This is a genomic window from Corynebacterium wankanglinii, from assembly GCF_013601005.1.
Classification (GTDB): Bacteria; Actinomycetota; Actinomycetes; order Mycobacteriales; family Mycobacteriaceae; genus Corynebacterium; species Corynebacterium wankanglinii.
Map to the genome: position 1 here is coordinate 168143 of NZ_JABFED010000002.1, position 18608 is coordinate 186750.

Consider the following 18608-nt stretch of genomic DNA (forward strand, 5'->3'; position numbering starts at 1 on the left):
TCACACAATCCGGGTGGACTTACCCTGCGAGCGTTTCCCGCACGGCCCGCAACGCGTCGTCGATGCCAGCGGCGTTGGCACCCGTGCCCTGTGCCAGATCCGGCTTACCGCCGCCCTTGCCGTCGATGTACTGCCCCACCAGCTTGACCAGGTCGCCGGCCTTCACGCCGGACTGCACTGCCTGCGGCGTGGCTGCGGCGGCGAGCGAGACCTTGCCGTCGACGTTGGACAGCAGCACGATCACGGCGTCCTCCGCCTGCAGCTTGCCGCGCAGGTCGTTGGCGATGGTGCGCAGGTCGCCGGTGGTGATGCCCTCGGGCAGCAGCTTTGCGACGACGCGATGCGCGCCCACCGTCTCCGCCTCATTCGCCAACCCTGCGGTAGACGCCAGGAGCTGCTGGCGGTGCAGGTTCTCAATCTCCTTTTCCGCAGCGCGCAGACGCTCGGTGAGCTGTGCGATACGGTCCGGCAGTTCGTCCGTCGGCGCCTTGAGCTCCGCGGCCAAGCCGGACGCGAGGGCGGCTTCCTTGGACAGGAACTTGAAGGAGTCCATGCCGGAGTACGCCTCGATGCGGCGTGCGCCGGAGCCCACAGAGGATTCGCCGAGTACCGCGACGGGGCCGATCTGGGACGCGTGCTCGACGTGGGTGCCGCCGCACAGCTCGATGGAGAACGGCCCGCCGATTTCCACGACGCGCACCAGGTCGCCGTAGTTCTCGCCGAACAGCGCCATCGCTCCCATCGCCTTCGCCTTGTCCAGCGAGGTCTCGATGGTGTTAACCTCGAGGTCCGCATCTACGGCCTGGTTGGTGATCGTGGCGATCTCCTGCAGCTGTGCGTCCGTGAGCTGGTCGGTGTAGTTGAAGTCGAAGCGCAGGTAGCCCGGCTTGTTCAGGGAACCGGCCTGGACTGCGGTCGGACCGAGCACTTGGCGGATGGCGGCGTGGATCAAGTGCGTCGCCGAGTGCGCCTGACGCGCGCCGTGGCGCCACGCGCCGTCGACCTCTGCGGTGACGGTGGAGCCCAGATCCAGCCCGCCGTTTTGAACCGTCGCCTTGTGCAGCCACAGCTTCTTGCCTACGCGCTGCACGTCGTTGACGTTGAGGATGGTGTCCCCCATGACCAGGCGGCCGCGGTCGGCCATCTGGCCGCCGGACTCCGCGTACATCGGGGTGACGTCCAAAATGACCTCCACCTCGTCGCCCTGGGAGACCTCGCCGACCTTCTCGCCGTCGCGCACCAGGCCGATGACGGTGCCGTCGTGGACAAGCTGGTCGTAGCCCACAAACTCGGTCGGGTTGGCGTCCACCCACTCGCGGTAGAGCGACTCGTCGACGTTGCGGTGCTTCTTGGCCTTGTTGTCGGCCTTGGCGCGCTCACGCTGCTCCTGCATGGCGGCGTTGAACGCGTCCATGTCCACGTCCAGGCCGGCCTCGCGGGCCATCTCCACGGTCAGGTCGATCGGAAAACCATAGGTGTCGTGCAGCTCGAAGGCCTGCGCACCCGGCAGGACCTTGGCGCCGGACGCGGACACGGCCGACGCGGCCTCGTCGAAACGCGTGGTGCCGGCCTCGAGCGTCTTGGAAAACGCCTTCTCCTCTGCGACGGCAACGCGCAGGATGCGCTCGCGGTTGTCGGCGATCTCCGGGAAAGACGGTGTCATCGTGTCCATGATGGTGTTCATGAACGTCTCCATCACCGGCCCGCTCGCCCCCAGCAGACGGGCGGAGCGGATGATTCGGCGGAGCAGGCGGCGCAGGATGTAGCCACGGCCCTCGTTGGACGGGGTGACGCCGTCGAGGATGATCATCATGCCGGTGCGCGCGTGGTCCGCGATGACGCGGAAGCGCACGTCGTTATCCTTGTTGCCGGCGTCGTACTTGGAACCGGTCAGCTCCACCGCGGCGTCGATGACAGGCCGCAGCAAGTCGGTCTCGTACACGTTGTCCACGCCCTGTAGTAGACACGCCACGCGCTCGATACCCATGCCGGTGTCGATGTTTTTCTGGGGCAGCTCGCCGACGATCTCAAAGTTGCCCTTCTTGTCGCCCTCGCCGCGGACGGATTCCATGAACACGAGGTTCCAGATCTCCATGTAGCGGTTGTCGTCAGCGATCGGCCCGCCGTCTTTGCCATAGTCCGGACCGCGGTCGTAGTAAATCTCCGAGCATGGCCCGCAGGGGCCGGGGATGCCCATGGACCAGAAGTTGTCTTCCATGCCCATGCGCTGGATACGCTCTTCCGGTACACCGATCTTGTCGCTCCAGATGGAGGCGGCCTCGTCGTCGTCCAGGTAGACCGTCACCCACAGCCGTTCCGGGTCCAAGCCCAAACCGCCGTTTTCGACGGAGCCGGTGAGCAGCTGCCACGCGTGCGTGATTGCGCCTTCCTTGAAGTACTGGCCGAAAGAAAAGTTGCCAGCCATCTGGAAGAAGGTGTTGTGGCGGGTGGTAATGCCCACCTCCTCGATGTCGAGGGTGCGCACGCATTTCTGAATCGAGGTGGCGGTGCCGTTGGCGAAATCCGGCGTCTGGTCGCCCAGAAAGTACGGCTTGAACGGCACCATGCCGGCGTTGACGAACAGCAGCGTCGGGTCGTCCAAAATCAGCGAGGCGCTCGGCACCGGGGTGTGGCCAGCCTCGACGAAGTGGTTGGTGAACCGCTCACGGATCTCATGGGTCTGCACGCTTCGGTGTCCTTTCAGCAGCGCCGGTTTTTGTCCGGGCTTACTCTACCCCGCGCCCCGACAGCTACCGGTTTCACCGCCCACGGACAAGCCCGCGAAGACGCCCGATGAAGTCCTTGATGCGACGCTCCGCCCCGTGATCGGTGGGTTCGTAGTACACCGCGTCTTCCAAACCGTCGGGCATGTACTGCTGCTTGACGACGCCCTTCGGGTCATCATGCGGATAGACATAGCCCACCGCGTTGCCCATGGCCTTCGCGCCCTCGTAATGCCCGTCACGCAAGTGCGCAGGCACTGGTGGCGCGTGGCCCGCCCGCACGTCGGCGAGCGCCGCGTCGATGCTCGTAATCACCGACGGCGACTTCGGCGCGGTGGCCAGGTGAATTGTGGCCTGAGCGAGCGCCAGGCGGCCTTCCGGCATACCGATGAACTGCACTGCGTTCGCTGCCGCAGTCGCGGTCTGCAGCGCCGTAGGGTCCGCCATCCCGATGTCCTCGGAAGCATGGACGACCAGGCGTCTCGCGATAAACCGCGGATCTTCCCCCGCCTCAATCATCCGGGCCAAGTAGTGCAGCGCCGCATCCACGTCGGAGCCGCGAATGGACTTGATAAACGCGCTGACGATGTCGTAGTGCTGGTCACCATCGCGGTCGTAGCGCACCACAGCACGGTTGACGTTTTCCTTCACCGTCTCGACAGTGATGGTCTCCCCCGGCTGCACCGCCTCCGCCGCAGCTTCCAGGTAGGTCAGCGCACGGCGGGCATCGCCGCCTGCAAGGAGGACGAGCTGGTCACGCGCGGCGTCGTCAAGCTCAAATGCGCCGTTGAATCCGCGCTCGTCGGCCATCGCGCGGTCGAGAACTTCGCGCAAGTCCGCTTCGTCGAGGGATTCCAATTTGAGCAGCAACGAGCGGGACAACAGCGGCGCAACCACGCTGAAACTTGGGTTCTCAGTGGTCGCCGCCACGAGGAGAACGGTGCGGTTTTCAACCGCGGCGAGTAGAGCGTCTTGTTGGGTTTTGGAAAAGCGGTGCACCTCGTCGATAAACAGAACCGTCTTCTCCCCGCGGATGAGGTCACGGCGGGCCTCATCGATGACGGCCCGGACCTCCTTCACACCCGAGGAGAGCGCCGAAAGTGCGACGAAGTTTTGGCCCATCGCAGAGGCAATGAGCGAAGCGATAGTGGTTTTGCCCGTTCCGGGCGGGCCGTAAAGGATCACCGACGCCGCACCAGAACCGTCGATCAGACGTCGCAGCGGCTTTCCCTCGCTGAGCAAGTGCCGCTGCCCCGCGACCTCTTCCAGGCTACGGGGCCGCATGCGGGCCGCGAGGGGCGCGCTCGCGCCAGCCTCGAAGAAACTTGAGCCTCGGTTGCCGGAATCAGCCGCCCGCTGGCGGTCGCCCTCGGTGTCGAAGAGCCCTTCTTGCTGCATAAGGCCTACTTACCGCAATCGCTCGACGAGCGTGCGTGCGAACTCACTAATCGTGCGGTACGCCGGGTCTGAGCCGGTACCAGCGAAAGCGGCCAATGACTCGAATGTCTCCCGGAGGTCTCGGCGCACCAGCGACTCATCGGCGCTGAAGGGTCCTTGCGAGTGGGGGCGCAGCACGTCCCCAAGGCTTTCAGCGTCTGTTTCCGCGATCTCTTGCCCAAGTGACGAGGCTTCGATGCCCGCGGCCTCAACATCGGTCCGCAATTTGGGGTCGTTTGCCAGCAACTCAGCGGGGGTCGACGGGTCAAGCAGCGCGACACTGCTCATCGCCCAACCGATCAAACCTGCCGTGATCCTCGCCTGCAGGGTGTCCGGGTGCTGCACACCCGGCCAGATGCCCCGAACCTCGCTGACCCACGCGTCAACGAACGCCTCGGTGGCCTCCGCATTGAAGGGCTGTGCGGCGAGAAACACTGGGAAGCGTGCCACAACAAACGCGACGTCGAACGTGACATCCCTGTAGCCCGCCCACTCGTAGTCCAGAAAGTGGAACCTGTTGTCGGTCTGGACGATATTGTCCGGGGTGAGGTCAAACGGGGTGAAGGCGCGCATGCCACCGCGCAACAGCCGGCTTTGTACGTTCCCCGCGGCAACGCGCACTTCCGACGGGATGGCGACGCCGGAGCGTTCAAGCACCCCCACACCAACCCGGATGCGGTGCGATAGCAGCCGGTCGCGGAGCCGCTGCACGTTCGCCGCATTGGGGCGAGAACGCGTCATCCGTTGCAACAGGACGTTGAATGCGTCTTCTTCGTCGGCGGTTCCCGCATGCATCTTGCCAAGTGCCCGACCCAGTTTGCGCAGCAGGTCGACGTGGGTCTCTGCGTCAGCGTCCTGCAGCTCATCAGCGAGGGTGCGGCCATCACCCAAATCCGAAATGATGAGGATTCGTTTTGCTGTGTCATAGCCCAGCAACACCGGCCCCGGGCGAGATTCGGCGCTCAGTGAGGTTGTGAACTGATACGCCACAACCTCGCGCAAAAACGCCGCATCTGCTAGTTCGTCGCCTACTGCCGGAGAGTGTTTGACCACAACGGACCGGTGCTGGAAGAAGGGGTTGGAGACCACCTTCGCACGAAGGACGTCGGCCAAGCCGGAGCCGTCGAGCCGCTCGACGTCGACAAGCTCCTGCTCCCCGCCGTACCGCTTCGTCAGAATGTCGGCGGCAGCGCGGATGATCTCCTCCGTCTCGCCCATCGGTGGCCTACTTTTCGGCGCCCGCAGCCTCGTCCGTATCGCCCCGTGCCTCGGTGTCTTTCTTCGGCTTGAAGTCCACACCGGTCTCCTTGCGCTGCTCCGCAGGGATCGGCGCAGGTGCGTCCGTGAGCGGATCTACGCCGCCGCCCGACTTCGGGAAAGCGATGACGTCCCGAATGGATTCAAACCCACCGAGCAGCGAGACGATGCGGTCCCACCCGAAGGCGATGCCGCCGTGCGGCGGGGCACCGAACTGGAATGCGTCCAGCAGGAAGCCGAATTTCTCGTCGGCCTCCTCGTCGGTGATACCCATGACCTCGAATACGCGCTTCTGCACGTCCCGCTCGTGGATACGGATGGAGCCACCACCGATCTCGTTACCGTTGCACACGATGTCGTAGGCGTATGCGAGCGCCTCCCCTGGGTGTTGCTCGAAGTTGCCCAGGAACTCCGGCTTGGGCGAGGTGAAGGCGTGGTGCACAGCAGTCCACTTCGAGTGGCCCAGCGCCACGTCGCCGGACGCCGTGGCGTCTGCTGCGGGCTCGAACAGCGGCGCATCAACAACCCAGGTGAAGGCCCAGTCTCCGTCCTGGATCAGGTCCAGCTTGCGGGCGATCTCGCCTCGGGCGGCACCCAGCAACGCACGGGACGCCTTGGTCTCGCCCGCAGCGAAGAAGATGCAGTCGCCCGGCTTCGCCCCAACATGCTCAGCAATGCCGGCTTTTTCTTCGTCCGTGATGTTCTTCGCCACCGGTCCGGTGAGTTCACCGTCCTCCTGGACGAGAATGTAGGCGAGACCTTTCGCACCGCGTTGCTTCGCCCACTCCTGCCATGCGTCAAGCTGGCGGCGCGGTTGAGAGGCACCACCCTCCATCACTACAGCACCGACATACTCGGCCTTGAACACGCGGAACGTGGTGTCTTTGAAAAATTCGGTGCATTCCACCAGCGGAATGTCGAAGCGGAGATCCGGCTTGTCAGAGCCGTACTTCTCCATTGCTTCCTTGTAGGTCATCCGCGGAATCGGCGTTTGAATGTCGTAGCCGATGAGCTTCCAGAGCTCCACCAGGATTTCTTCGGCGAGCTCGATGATGTCGTCCTGGTCGACGAAGCTGGCCTCGACGTCGAGCTGCGTGAACTCCGGCTGGCGGTCTGCGCGGAAGTCCTCGTCGCGGTAGCAGCGTGCGAGCTGGTAGTAGCGCTCCATACCAGCCACCATGAGCAGCTGTTTGAACAGCTGGGGAGACTGTGGCAGGGCGTACCAGGAGCCGGGCTTGAGGCGCGCCGGCACCAAGAAGTCGCGCGCACCCTCGGGAGTGGAGCGCGTCAGCGTCGGGGTTTCAATCTCCGTGAAGTCGTGGCTGTCCAGCACGCGGCGGGCTGCCTGGTTTGCCTTCGCACGCAGGCGTATCGCCTGTGCCTGGCGCTCGCGGCGCAAATCGAGGTAGCGGTAACGCAGGCGCGCTTCCTCGCCCACCTCGTTGGAAGAAGCATCCTCGATCTGGAACGGCAACGCCGCCGCCTTGTTCAAAACGGTCAGGTCGGTGACGTTGACCTCGATTTCGCCGGAAGCCAAGTTGGGGTTCGCGGAACCTTCTGGCCTCGGCTCGACGGTGCCCGTCACCTGGATGACGTACTCGCTGCGCAGATCGTGGGCGGCCTCCGCAACCTCAGATTCGCGAAACACCACCTGGGCCAAGCCGGAGCGATCACGCAGGTCGATGAAGATCACGCCGCCGTGGTCGCGGCGTCGTGCGACCCAGCCGGTGAGGGTTACTGTCTGACCGTCGAGTTCTTTATTCAAATTCCCCGCAAGGTGAGTGCGCAGCACGAATTCCACGTCCTTCCACGTGATGGCGAAACTAACCTGGCAGAGTTTACCCGTCGGCCCGACACAACGCCCCTGCCCCCTCGCCGAGCTGCCAAATTCCAGGCCAGATCCCACACTTGCGCCGGTTATTTGGCAGAATTCTGCCCATGACTTTTAGAGGCGACTACGCACAAGGCCAAGGCGGCAATGTCAGCACCAGCTCCGGGGCCGGCCGCGGTGGCGGTGGCGGTGGCATGGGATCCGGTGCGATGATGCTGTTACCGCTGCTCCTTCGGGGCGGCGGTGGCGGAACCATCATCCTGGTTCTGCTGGCGCTGCTGTACTTCAGCGGCGCGTTCAACGGCATCCTCGGCGGCGGCGACAACGCTTCGCAGCAGCAGTCGCAGGGCGAATACACCTTGGAGCACTGCCAGGAACCCGGCTCATCCAACAAGTACGACGACTGCCGCGCAGCAGCCACCTGGGGCTCGCTGAACTCCACCTGGGCTGAAGTGCTGCCCGCCCAGGCAGACACCCAGTTCACCGAACCGGCGATGACCATCTTCAAAAACGGCGTGAACTCGGGTTGCGGCTACGCCAGCGCGGACACTGGCCCGTTCTACTGCCCACGGGACACCACCGCGTACTTGGACGTCAGCTTCTTCAACGATTTGGGCAAGCTCGGTGGTTCCGACGGTCCGCTCGCACAGGAGTACGCCACGGCACACGAGTACGGCCACCACATCCAGAATTTGGAAGGCACCCTCGGGTTGAGCGACTACAAGAATCCGGGCCAAGATTCCGCGGCTGTCGCCCTCGAGCTGCAGGCAGACTGTTACGCGGGTATTTGGGCCCACCACGCCTCCCAGGGTGAGAACGCGGCGCTGGATCCGATTTCGGATGAGCAGCTGCACCAGGCGCTACAGACCGCGCAATCGATCGGCGACGACAACATCCAGCGCCGTTCCGGCGGCGAGGTGGATCCGGATGCCTGGACCCATGGTTCGTCTGAGCAGCGCATGCAAGCGTTCAAGTCCGGATACGAGTCCGGGCAAATGTCGGCCTGCGACACCCTCAACCGCGGAGTGTACAAGGGGTAAATCCCACCTGGTTGCCCCGCTACCTCCACGGCACGGCGCTACAGTGACCGGCATGAGCAATGCCGAGACCAACCGCGCCGTGCCGTTTCTTGCCGCCTTTAACGCCATAGAGAAATTCCTCAGGGATCAGCTCGACGCGAAGAAGTCGGATTCTTTTACCTGGATGACTCGGTTGGCGGCGAAGCGGGGCATTCTCACGTCGGACCAGTCCGACACCCTGCGGGAGTTCGCGGACTTGAGAAACGCCATCAGCCACGGCGAGTACGAGGATCTCCGCCCAATTGCAGAGCCGCTGCCGGAGACGGTGGCCCAGATCGAGCGCTTGCGTGACGAGTTGCTCGCCCCAACACTCGCGCTCGAGGTCATAGAACACCAGCGGGTGATCTCCTTCTCCCCCAGCAGCGACATCCATGAGCCGCTAGCAATGATCGCCGCCAAAGGCATCACGCAGTTTCCCGTTTACGACGACGGTAAGTGCGTAGGTTTGCTCACCACAAACGCTATTGCGAGATGGGTCGCCGCCGAGCTGCGAGACGACGACACTATCGCAACTGCCACGATCGCCGACGTGCTCGCGCACAGCGGCAAGCTCGATCAGCCAATCTTTTTGCACCGCACCGTAACCGCTGCGGCTGCTGTGGAAGCGTTGAGCACCCCTTTGCCCACCGGCGCAGTGCCCCGTCTGGCCATCATCACGGAGCACGGAAAGCCCACGCAGCGGCCCATTTCTGTACTCGCGGCCACCGATATTCCGACGCTTGCGCAAGCAATGTAAGCACCAGCTTTTCGACGCGCTTCGCTTCCCCACACGTCCGGTAATATGCCCGGCATGTCAGCTAATTTCGTCAGCGTTGTCGACCTGTTCAGCATCGGCATTGGCCCTTCATCGTCCCATACAGTAGGGCCGATGCGGGCGGCAATGGCCTTCACCGACAAACTCGATGCTTACCCAGCTAAGGTCCAGGTTGAACTGCGCGGCTCCCTAGCGGCCACCGGCATCGGACACGGCACTGACCGCGCCGCCTTGCTCGGCTTGGTGGGCTACACCCCCACCACTACCTCCGCGGATATCGAGCCGAAGCCCGGAGTGCCTATCCCCGCCAGCGGTATCGTTTCCGGGCCTGGCGGCACGGTTGAATACGAGCTCAAGTTCGATCCAGCCCCAGTGGCCGAGCACCCCAACTGCCTCATCTTCGATGCCTGGGATGCGGAGGGGAACGTGCTGGCCGAACGCGAGGACTACTACTCCGTCGGCGGCGGATTCATCCTGGATCGCTGGGAAATGGAGGAACACCGCCGGGAGTCCGGCGTAGCCTCTGCACGCGAGATCCGGTTCGTCCCCTACCCGTTCGACAACGCGGCCGACCTGATGCAGCGCTGCGAGGAGACGGGTATGACTATCGCCGAGATCATGCGCGCCAACGAGGAATCCATCCACGGGCGCGAGATGCTCGACGCGCACCTGGATGCGGTGTGGGACGTCATGCAAGAGTGCGTCGCCCACGGCATGAAAACGGAAGGCATCTTGCCGGGCGGGTTGCGTGTGAAGCGTCGCGCCAATCGCCTGCACCGGCTCCTCACAGCCGAATACGAAGCGTCGACCGCCCGTGGGCTTGACGCGATGGAGTGGGTCAACCTCTACGCTCTCGCGGTGAACGAGGAAAACGCCGCTCATGGCCAGGTAGTCACAGCGCCCACAAACGGGGCAGCTGGGATCATCCCATCGGTTATGCACTACTGCCGGGACTTCACAGACGACTTCACCGCAGAACGGGCTCGGGAATTTCTCCTTACCGCGGGAGCGATCGGGTCCATTATCAAGACCAACGCCTCGATCTCCGGCGCGGAGGTTGGCTGCCAGGGCGAGGTGGGCTCCGCCTCGTCGATGGCTGCCGCAGGCATGTGCGCGGTGCTCAACGGCACGCCGCAACAGGTGGAAAATGCCGCGGAGATCGCTCTCGAGCACAACCTGGGCCTGACCTGCGACCCAGTTGGGGGCTTAGTGCAGGTGCCATGCATCGAGCGCAACGCCATCGGTGGCGTGAAGGCGATCAACGCCGCGCGATTAGCCAAGCTCGGCGACGGATCCAACATCGTCACGCTGGACGACGTGGTAGAAACCATGGCGGCCACAGGCCGCGACATGATGACCCAGTACAAGGAGACCTCCATGGGAGGCCTAGCGGTCCAGCTGGGTCTGCCGGTGAACATCACCGAGTGCTAGTTCCTCCGCCCCTTTGCTGAGGGCGGCGGGCTAGCGCACCGCGTTGATCACCGCGGCGGTATTGAGCTCGACCGGCTCTTGGGTGTGCTCGACGAGGTTTTTCACCGCGATTTCGCCGGACTCCAGTTCGCGCCCACCCAGAACTAGGGCGAACTTTGCTCCGGCACGGTCCGCGCCCTTCATTGCGCCTTTCAGACCACGCTGGCCGTAGGACATGTCGGCGGAGACGCCGGCGGCGCGAAGTTCGTCGATAAGCTTGCTCATCGTCGCGCGAGCTTCGTCGCCGATAGCCACTCCGAAGACGTCCACCCGCCTGTCTAGCCCGTCGGGCTGCACGCCCTCGGCCTCGAGGGCTAGCACCGCGCGGTCCACGCCGAGGCCGTAACCGATGCCGGACAGGTCAGGGCCGCCAATCTGCGCCATGAGCCCGTCGTAGCGCCCACCGCCACCAATGCCGGACTGGGCGCCCAACCCGTCGTGCACGAATTCGAACGTGGTCTTGGTGTAGTAGTCCAGCCCGCGAACCATGCGCGGGTTGATCACGTACGGCACCCCGAAGCTTTCCAGCGCAGCGGTAACGGCGTCGAAGTGCGCGCGGCAGTCTTCGCAGAGGTGGTCGAGCATGAGCGGCGCATCCGCGGTCATCTCGCGGACTTCCTCGCGCTTGTCGTCGAGTACACGCAGCGGGTTGATCTCCGCGCGTTTGCGAGTCTCCTCGTCCAACGGCAGTTCGAAGAGGAACTGTTGCAGTTTCTCGCGGTAAGCCGGACGGCAGTCTTTGTCGCCTAGGCTGGTCAGCTCAAGACGGAAGCCGTTGAGGCCGATGGCGCGGTAGCTTCGGTCGGCGAGTGCAATGATCTCGGCATCCAACAGCGGGTCGTCCATGCCGATCGCTTCCACGCCTACCTGCTGCAGCTGACGGTAGCGTCCCGCCTGCGGGCGCTCGTAGCGGAAGAACGGCCCGTAGTAGTTCAGCTTTACCGGCAGGTACCCGCGGTCCATGTTGTGCTCGATGAACGCGCGCATGACACCGGCGGTGCCCTCCGGGCGCAGGGTCACGGAACGACCACCACGGTCCTCGAAGGTGTACATCTCCTTGCTCACCACGTCCGTGGACTCGCCCACACCGCGGGCGAAGAGCGCAGTGTCCTCGAAGACGGGAAGCTCAATGTGCTGGTATCCCGCGATGCGAGCCTGGCGGGCAAACTCGTCGCGAACGCGAATAAACGCCGCAGACTGCGGCGGCGCGTAATCCGGCACACCCTTCGGGGCGGAAAGCTTCTGAAACTGGTCGTTCTGGTTCTCGCTCACGGGTGGCAAGTCTAGTGCAGCGCGAGCGGGCCGGAGTGAGCGCCCGATTAGCGCGCGGCGCTCGCCTCGCGGAGAAACGGGTTGGTCGCCCGCTCATGCGCCACCGTGGTTGCGGGGCCGTGCCCGGGCAGCACCTGCAAACCGTCGTCGAGGTTCCACACCGGGCCGCGCAGACTCTGCTGCATCTGCGCAGGATCCGAGTCCGGCAAGTCGGTGCGGCCAATCGAACCGCGGAACAGCACGTCGCCGGAAAAGACCACGCCGTCGCTGATCAGCATGACGCAACCAGGCGAGTGGCCCGGGGCGTGCACAACCTGCAGGTCCAGGCCCGCCAACCGCAGAGTCTGCCCGTCCTGCAACGCGGTGGGGTCTGTAATGGGCTGCATGCCGGAGGCGTCGTAAAGCTCGCGTGCCTGCTCGCTGACACCGTCGCCGCGCAAGAGCATGAATGCATCCCCGGGGTGGACAAACGTTTCCACGCCGAACGCTGCGGCATCGCGAATGTGGTCGATGTGCCCGTGCGTAAGCACGACCGCCTCCACGCTAAGCCCCTCCTGCTGCGCCATTTGGCTTACTGCCTCATGCGCACCAAGCCCCGGATCGATCACGATCGCGCGTTCGCCGTTGGAAACAACGTAGCAATTCGTCTGAAACGGCCCTGCGACAAAACCGGCGATTCTCATACTGGCCACTATATCCATGCTGCTAGGCTGTCTAGCCGTTCACGGGCGGTTGCTTCTCGACGCAAAGCTCCGCCCACCCCAACGAAACGGCGAGGTGTAACCAGTGGCATCGAACGAACAGCGCGGCAAGGAAGCCCTATCCAAATTGGAGCGCGAACTCGATTCGCGCGACCGGAAAGAGAAGTCCCGCCCCTGGTCAGTGGCGGCGCTCTCCGCAGCAGTCATCGCCCTCATCGGAGGCGGCATCTATTTCGCCGCAAACAACGACAGCGGCGACGACTTGGCCGCCTCCGAGACCACCGCACAGTCCGAGGTTGCTGAAGAAGAGCAGTTTGACGCCTCCCAGTTCGAGCCGATCGCCACCACGCGCGAGAAGGCCCTGCCAGCCACCGTCAACTGTACTTACAACCAAGCGGAGGAAAAGGACGGCGAGGGCGTTGGTACCCCGCCGACTGACAGCATCTCCACAGAGGGCACCGTGACCGTCGAACTAGAGACCAACCAGGGTCCGATCGGCATGGAGCTGGACCGCGCCGCATCTCCGTGCACCGTCAACGCAATCGAGTACCTCGCCAAGGAAGGCTTCTACAACGACACGGTCTGCCACCGCCTCACCACAGGCGACGGGCTCAAGGTGCTCCAGTGCGGCGACCGCGCCGGCACCGGTGCCGGCGGCCCGGGCTTCCAGTTCGCCAACGAGCTGCCCACCGACCAAGCACTTGAGGGCATTGACTTGTCCGAGATGGGTATGCCCGAAGGCGCGACGGAAGAGGATATGAAGAACACGAAGGTGATGATGCTGCAGCAGAACAGCCAACCGCAGCGCTACGACAGAGGCACGATTGCCATGGCGAATGCCGGCGCTGACACCAACGGCTCCCAGTTCTTCCTCAACTACGGAGATTCCGTCCTGCCGCCGCTGTACACCTACTTCGGTCACATCGACGAGGAGGGCCTATCCACCCTGGACACAATCGCCGAAGCGGGCGTCGAGGGCGGGCAGCAAGATGGCGCCCCCGCAAAGGAGGTCCGAATCGAAAAGGCTGTGGTGAAGTAACATCCGGGTGTTCCCGAGCGACCTAGCCCTGGGAGATCCCACGCATTCAGCTGTACTGGGTAGCTACGTGACCGGCCACCCGTTAGCATTGCCGAAGGCAACCGCAACTCAACGAGTGAGGAAAGACCAATGAAGGTTCGTACTAGTCTCGCGGCCGTCGCAGCCGCTACCGCAGTGACGGTGTCCGGCGTGGCCGTCGCCGACGCCGCCCCCACGGTGAATGAAACGGCGGAGAGTAGGGCCAACGCGTCCGAGAAGGCCGCCACTGACAGCGGGTCTTCCTCCACCGAGGAAGGTTCCTCTATTAAGGACCTCGATCCTGACGAGCTGAAGAGCTGGATTGCCGTTGTCACCGCAATCGTGGGCATGCTTACTCAGATCTTGACCGTGGCGTCCAGATTCGCGCGCTAGTCTGCGAGCGAGACGCCCCTCTCCGCAAAACCAGCTACAGGGATCCAGCTACCGGGCAATGTTTCGCCTGGTAGCTGGCTCTCAGTAGCTGGTTTCTCATTCCGTCGATGGCCCCTCAGGGCCACAGACGCGCCTACCCGTGGTTAATCATCGCGATCGGGCCAAGCACCGAATCGATGGGGAACGCCAGTGCCAGCGGCACGATCAGGGCCAAAACGGCAGCGATCACGCCGACAATGACGGCGATCGGAGCATCAGACGACGTGGAGGCGGAACCCTTGTCCTCAGCCGGAGCACCGTCAGACGGCTTCTCAGCGGCCGCGACGGTCACCGGCAGGGACACCTTGGTGCCCGCGTCAGTGGTGATCACCAGGGTTTGATCGCCCGCAACGCCAGCCGGGATTTCCAGCTCGACGGTGGCGCGCCCCTGCTCGCCGTAGCCTTTGTCCGCGGCGGTGACAGTGTTGTCCACGTCAGCAGAAGCGGTGATCTCGCCCAGCTTGACGCTGACGCTCTTCGCCGTCGGCTCACCTGCGGAGGAATAGCTCAGCGATGTGAGCTTTACCGTGTTTTTCTGGCCGGCCTTCAGGCCTCCTTCCGGCAGCACCACGCCGACGTCCTTCTGGCCTGCGCGGACCCTCGCTGCGCCGGACTGGAGGTAGTCCACGAACGCCTGCAGGTCGTTGTAGCCAACAGTGTTGCGGTCGGTCACCTGAGTTTTGTCGATGAAACCGTCGCCCCCGTCGAAGAGGAAGGACGACGCGGCAACGCGGTAGTGTTTGTCCATCTCCAGCGGCTTACCGTCGATGGTGACGGCGGTGATCTTCTCGCCGCGCGGAGCGTCAGGGTTGTAGGTGTAGGAGACGTTGTCAGACAGGCCCATATCCAGGCGTGGACGGCCGGACTGCGCAGCCTGCTCCTCGGTCTGCCACTGGTTCTCCAGCGCCTCCTTGATCGCCGCGCCAGTCAGCGTTGCCACGTCGATGCTGTTGCCGAACGGCTGGACGCTGAAGGCCTGCTTGTAAGAGACGTCACCCTTCAGGATGTCGTCGCGGACACCGCCTGCGTTCATGACACCCAGGTCGATGTCCTCGTTGAGAAACTTCTCTAGCGCGATCAGTGCGGACTCAGCCAGCATGTTGTTGGCGGTGGACTCGGTGCCTCGGTTAGTGCCCGGCTCGGCGTTCGGGTTGGAGCCGCGTTTGAAGTCCGACGTGGCGTTAGCCACAATCTTCTGGCCCAACTCATCAGCCTGAGACTTCGCTTCCTGGACGATCTTCGCCACGTTCTCGTCCGGGGTGATGCCCAGCTTTTCCAGGTCGGTTGCGTCGAGCTGCTCCGCCGAGCGGGCAACGATCTTCTTGTCCGCCTTGTCGTAGGTGAAGGTGAGGTCCGTGACAACCTTGCCGTACTCGTACGACTGGAAGTACGGAACCGCGGCTTCGATGTTCATGTCCTTGATGTGGGAGTCACCACCGAAAGCGAAGTCGACGTACTTCGCGTCGAGCTTGTCGGCTGCCTCCTTAGCCGGGTCGTGGATGAGAGCGATGACGACGTCTGCCTCGCCGTTGTCCTTGATCTTCTTCGCTTCCTCGTTGACCTGCAGTGCGGAGTCCGCGATGTTCAGGCCCTTCACGTTTTCCGGGTTGGATTTGGAAACTGTGAGGTTGGAAGTTGTGCCGACGAGAGCGACTTTCACACCGTCCCTCTCCACGATGGTGTACGGCTTCACCTCGCGGGTGCCGTCCGACTTGAAGATGTTGGCGCCGAGCTGTTTGTCGTTTGTGCCCGGAACGATACGGGTGATCAGATCCTGGTAGCCCTTGTCGAACTCGTGGTTACCCACTGCGGTGCCGTCGGTGCCGATGGCGTTGACGAAGTCCATGGTGTACTTGTCGTCAGAGATCGCGGATACGAACGCAGAGCCGCCCTGGTTGTCACCGGAGGTGGTGACAATCGTGTTCGGGTTGTTCGAGCGGATGTAGTTGATGATGCCGGCGATGTTAGCGGCGCCCAACTCGCTGCGGCTCGCCTTAATCTCCCCCGTCTCCTTGTCACGCTGGATGTTCTCCTCCAGGCGGCCGTGGAAGTCGGTGATGTTCGCAACATCGATGGTGACCTGGTCAGCCTCGGCCGCTGCGGCGAAGGGGGCGGCGGTGAGCACGACAGTGGTCGTGGTGGTTGCGGCGATCAGGGCGCCAGCGCGACGGATATCAAACACGGGAACTCCTCGAAATTGGGGGCGGGTTTCTCTCCCTTGTAACTCCCCGGGCAGTTGCGTGCAGCACAACTCGGCACGCCCAAACGGCTCCAGCTGGGAAGATAACCTCAGGTGCACCAACATTTCACCTATTGGAAACCTACGCTGCAGCTGGTGGCAACCTTCGGCCCGTCGTTAAGCAGTGACGCGATACACGTCGAATACGCCCTCGATGTTGCGGATCTGGTTCATGATCGAACCCAGCTGTTTGATGTCGGAAACCTCGATCGTCAGGCGGATGGTGGCGATGCGGTCGTCGCCGGCCTGCGAGGACATCGCAAGGATCGGCAGCTTCGCCTCCGACAGCACACCAGTGGTTTCGGTGAGCAGCCCGTTGCGATCCAAAGCTTCGAGCTGGATGGTGGCGCGCGACGCGCTTTTCGACGACCTCTGGTTCGCCCACTCCACCTGAACCAACCGCTCCGGCTCGTCGTTGAGCTTCGTTGCGTTGGTACAGTCCGTGCGGTGAACCGAGACTCCCCCGCCGCGGGTGACGAAACCGAAGATCGCGTCGCCCGGCACGGGCTGGCAACACTTGGCCAACTTGGCCATCACGTCCGGGCTGCCCTCGACGAGGATCCCCGGACCGTCGCCGGTGGCTTGCGGCCGGACCAGGGCGGACATCGGGGTGCGGGCGGTCAGGGCATCTACGGCATCGTCGTCGCCGCCGAACATGTCCATGAGCAGGTGGGCCACGTGCTGGGAAGAGACGTTGCCCGCACCGATAGCTGTGTACAGCGCATCCACGTCCTGGTAATGCAAGCGGGTGGCTACCTGGCGCATGGACTCGTTGGTGAACAACCGGTGCATCGGTAGCCCGCCGCGCTGCACCTCGGCAGCCAGGGCATCACGGCCCGCCTCCAGCTGCTCTTCGCGGCGTTCTTTGGCGAACCATTGCCGGATCTTCGCCTTCGCGCGCGGCGAGACCACAAAGTCCTGCCAGTCCCGCGACGGGCCGGCGTTCTGATCCTTTGAGGTGAAGATCTCCACCCTGTCGCCGGACTTCAGCTCCGTTTCTAATGTGACCAGCTTGCCGTTGACCTTGGCGCCGATGCACCTGTGGCCCACCTCGGTGTGCACGGCGTAGGCGAAGTCCACCGGCGTTGAGCCAGCGGGCAGGTCCACCACGTCGCCCTTTGGGGTGAACGCGAAGATTTGCTGGCTGGTCAGGTCGTAACGCAGGGAATCTAGGAACTCGTTCGGATCCGCGGCCTCCTTCTGCCAGTCCAGGAGCTGGCGCATCCATGCCATCTGGTCCACCTCGGCCTGGTCACCCTTATGGGACCCCTTCGTTTCCTTGTAGCGCCAGTGTGCGGCCACACCGAACTCCGCGTTGTAGTGCATCTCGTGGGTGCGTACCTGCACCTCGAGTGGGCGGCCTGTAGGCGTCATCACGGTCGTGTGCAGCGACTGGTAGACGCCGAAGCGCGGGTTGGAGATGTAATCCTTGAAACGCCCCGGCATGACCGAGTACAGCGAGTGCACCACCCCGATAGCGGCGTAGCAGTCGTTGACGGTGTCCACCAGGACGCGGATGCCCACCAGGTCGAAGATCTCGTTGAAGTCGTGGCCGCGCACAGCCATCTTCTGGTAGATGGACCAGTAGTGTTTCGGCCGCCCCATCACCTCGGCCTGAATGCCGTTCGCCGAAAGCTCGCGCTGAAGGTCACCGGTAATTTCGCGCAGCGCCCGGTCTCTAGACGGCGCGTGGTCGGCCACCATGCGCACGATTTCCTCGTACTTCTTCGGCTGCAGGATGGCAAACGCTAGGTCCTCCAGCTCCCACTTCACACTGGCCATTCCAAGACGGTGCGCCAGCGGGGCAATGACGTCGAGCGTTTCCTGCGCTTTCTTCGCCTGCTTCTCGGGCGGAAGGAATCGCATGGTGCGCATATTGTGCAGGCGGTCAGCGACCTTGATCACCAGCACGCGGGGGTCTTCCGCCATAGCAACGATCATCTTGCGAATCGTCTCGGCCTCCGCGGCCGCCCCGAGAGCAACCTTGTCCAGTTTGGTCACGCCGTTGACCAGCTTCGCCACCTCTGGACCGAAATCCCGTGTGAGGTCGTCGAGGGAGTAGTCGGTGTCCTCCACCGTGTCATGAAGTAGCGCCGCGACCAAGGTCGTTGTGTCCATGCCGATTTCCGCGCAGATGGTCGCCACAGCGAGCGGGTGGGTGATGTACGGATCCCCGGACTTGCGGTAGACACCTTCGTGGAGACGCTCCGCGGTCGCATACGCGCGGTCGAGAAGCTCCGCATCTGCTTTCGGATGGAATTTGCGGTGTAGCGAAAGCAAAGGGTCGAGCACCGGGTTGGTCTTGGAGCGGCTGCTTCCTGTCAGGGAGCGCGCCAGGCGAGCAGACATGCTGCGA

At 63.5% G+C, this 18608-nt stretch carries 13 protein-coding genes; 5 read left to right on the top strand and 8 right to left on the bottom strand.

Going from position 1 to position 18608, the window contains the following annotated elements:
• Nucleotides 1-19 precede the first annotated feature (19 nt).
• The 4 genes from alaS to aspS all read right to left on the bottom strand — a co-directional run bounded on the left by alaS (nt 20) and on the right by aspS (nt 7209).
• A complete protein-coding gene (alaS, locus tag HMA55_RS03805) occupies nt 20-2686 on the bottom strand; it encodes an alanine--tRNA ligase (protein ID WP_181191748.1) in 2667 nt (888 codons plus the stop codon).
• A gap of 73 nt (nt 2687-2759) precedes the next feature.
• Nucleotides 2760-4121 (bottom strand): replication-associated recombination protein A, encoded by a 1362-nt coding sequence (locus HMA55_RS03810; protein WP_181191749.1) that lies wholly within the window; start codon nt 4119-4121, stop codon nt 2760-2762.
• Between the two features lie 9 nt (nt 4122-4130).
• Nucleotides 4131-5378 (bottom strand): phosphotransferase, encoded by a 1248-nt coding sequence (locus HMA55_RS03815; RefSeq protein WP_181191750.1) that lies wholly within the window; start codon nt 5376-5378, stop codon nt 4131-4133.
• Nucleotides 5379-5385: 7 nt separating this feature from the next.
• Nucleotides 5386-7209 carry an aspartate--tRNA ligase gene (gene aspS, locus HMA55_RS03820; protein WP_181191751.1) on the bottom strand — a complete coding sequence of 608 codons (1824 nt, stop codon included), beginning with the start codon at nt 7207-7209 and terminating at the stop codon, nt 5386-5388.
• Nucleotides 7210-7355: 146 nt separating this feature from the next.
• On the opposite strand from aspS, the gene ypfJ reads away from it, so the two are divergent.
• From ypfJ to HMA55_RS03835, 3 genes are read left to right on the top strand one after another with little or no spacing between them, the layout of a single operon-like run.
• Nucleotides 7356-8288, top strand: a complete 933-nt coding sequence (gene ypfJ / locus HMA55_RS03825) for a KPN_02809 family neutral zinc metallopeptidase (protein ID WP_181191752.1) — start codon at nt 7356-7358, stop codon at nt 8286-8288.
• A 52-nt stretch (nt 8289-8340) separates the two neighbouring features.
• Nucleotides 8341-9063, top strand: coding sequence for a CBS domain-containing protein (locus HMA55_RS03830; protein WP_181191753.1), 723 nt, complete (start codon nt 8341-8343; stop codon nt 9061-9063).
• A gap of 54 nt (nt 9064-9117) precedes the next feature.
• Nucleotides 9118-10512 carry an L-serine ammonia-lyase gene (locus HMA55_RS03835; protein ID WP_181191754.1) on the top strand — a complete coding sequence of 465 codons (1395 nt, stop codon included), beginning with the start codon at nt 9118-9120 and terminating at the stop codon, nt 10510-10512.
• Nucleotides 10513-10542: 30 nt separating this feature from the next.
• Here HMA55_RS03835 and hisS read toward each other — a convergent pair whose 3' ends face one another.
• Together hisS and HMA55_RS03845 are read right to left on the bottom strand one after the other, a co-directional pair.
• On the bottom strand, nt 10543-11823 hold the full coding sequence (gene hisS, locus HMA55_RS03840; RefSeq protein WP_181191755.1) for a histidine--tRNA ligase: 1281 nt from the start codon (nt 11821-11823) through the stop codon (nt 10543-10545).
• A 47-nt stretch (nt 11824-11870) separates the two neighbouring features.
• Nucleotides 11871-12506 (bottom strand): MBL fold metallo-hydrolase, encoded by a 636-nt coding sequence (locus HMA55_RS03845; RefSeq protein ID WP_181191756.1) that lies wholly within the window; start codon nt 12504-12506, stop codon nt 11871-11873.
• Between the two features lie 103 nt (nt 12507-12609).
• Here HMA55_RS03845 and HMA55_RS03850 point away from each other — a divergent pair, with 103 nt between their 5' ends.
• Both HMA55_RS03850 and HMA55_RS03855 read left to right on the top strand, forming a co-directional pair.
• The gene (locus HMA55_RS03850; RefSeq protein WP_181191757.1) at nt 12610-13563 is read left to right on the top strand and encodes a peptidylprolyl isomerase; all 954 of its coding nucleotides are present in this window, start codon (nt 12610-12612) and stop codon (nt 13561-13563) included.
• Between the two features lie 129 nt (nt 13564-13692).
• Nucleotides 13693-13974, top strand: a complete 282-nt coding sequence (locus tag HMA55_RS03855) for a hypothetical protein (protein WP_181191758.1) — start codon at nt 13693-13695, stop codon at nt 13972-13974.
• Between the two features lie 133 nt (nt 13975-14107).
• On the opposite strand, the gene HMA55_RS03860 is transcribed toward HMA55_RS03855, so the two are convergent.
• Nucleotides 14108-16195: a bifunctional metallophosphatase/5'-nucleotidase gene (locus HMA55_RS03860; RefSeq protein ID WP_181191759.1), complete on the bottom strand. Its 2088-nt coding sequence runs from the start codon at nt 16193-16195 to the stop codon at nt 14108-14110.
• Between the two features lie 174 nt (nt 16196-16369).
• Nucleotides 16370-18601 (bottom strand): RelA/SpoT family protein, encoded by a 2232-nt coding sequence (locus HMA55_RS03865; protein ID WP_235961721.1) that lies wholly within the window; start codon nt 18599-18601, stop codon nt 16370-16372.
• Nucleotides 18602-18608: the final 7 nt, after the last annotated feature.

Coding starts and splice junctions, on each gene's coding strand:
- HMA55_RS03810 (WP_181191749.1), bottom strand. CDS start 4,121: ATGCAGCAAGAAGGGCTCTTCGACACCGAGGGCGACCGCCAGCGGGCG.
- ypfJ (WP_181191752.1), top strand. CDS start 7,356: ATGACTTTTAGAGGCGACTACGCACAAGGCCAAGGCGGCAATGTCAGC.
- HMA55_RS03815 (WP_181191750.1), bottom strand. CDS start 5,378: ATGGGCGAGACGGAGGAGATCATCCGCGCTGCCGCCGACATTCTGACG.
- HMA55_RS03855 (WP_181191758.1), top strand. CDS start 13,693: ATGAAGGTTCGTACTAGTCTCGCGGCCGTCGCAGCCGCTACCGCAGTG.
- HMA55_RS03835 (WP_181191754.1), top strand. CDS start 9,118: ATGTCAGCTAATTTCGTCAGCGTTGTCGACCTGTTCAGCATCGGCATT.
- HMA55_RS03830 (WP_181191753.1), top strand. CDS start 8,341: ATGAGCAATGCCGAGACCAACCGCGCCGTGCCGTTTCTTGCCGCCTTT.
- HMA55_RS03865 (WP_235961721.1), bottom strand. CDS start 18,601: ATGTCTGCTCGCCTGGCGCGCTCCCTGACAGGAAGCAGCCGCTCCAAG.
- HMA55_RS03845 (WP_181191756.1), bottom strand. CDS start 12,506: ATGAGAATCGCCGGTTTTGTCGCAGGGCCGTTTCAGACGAATTGCTAC.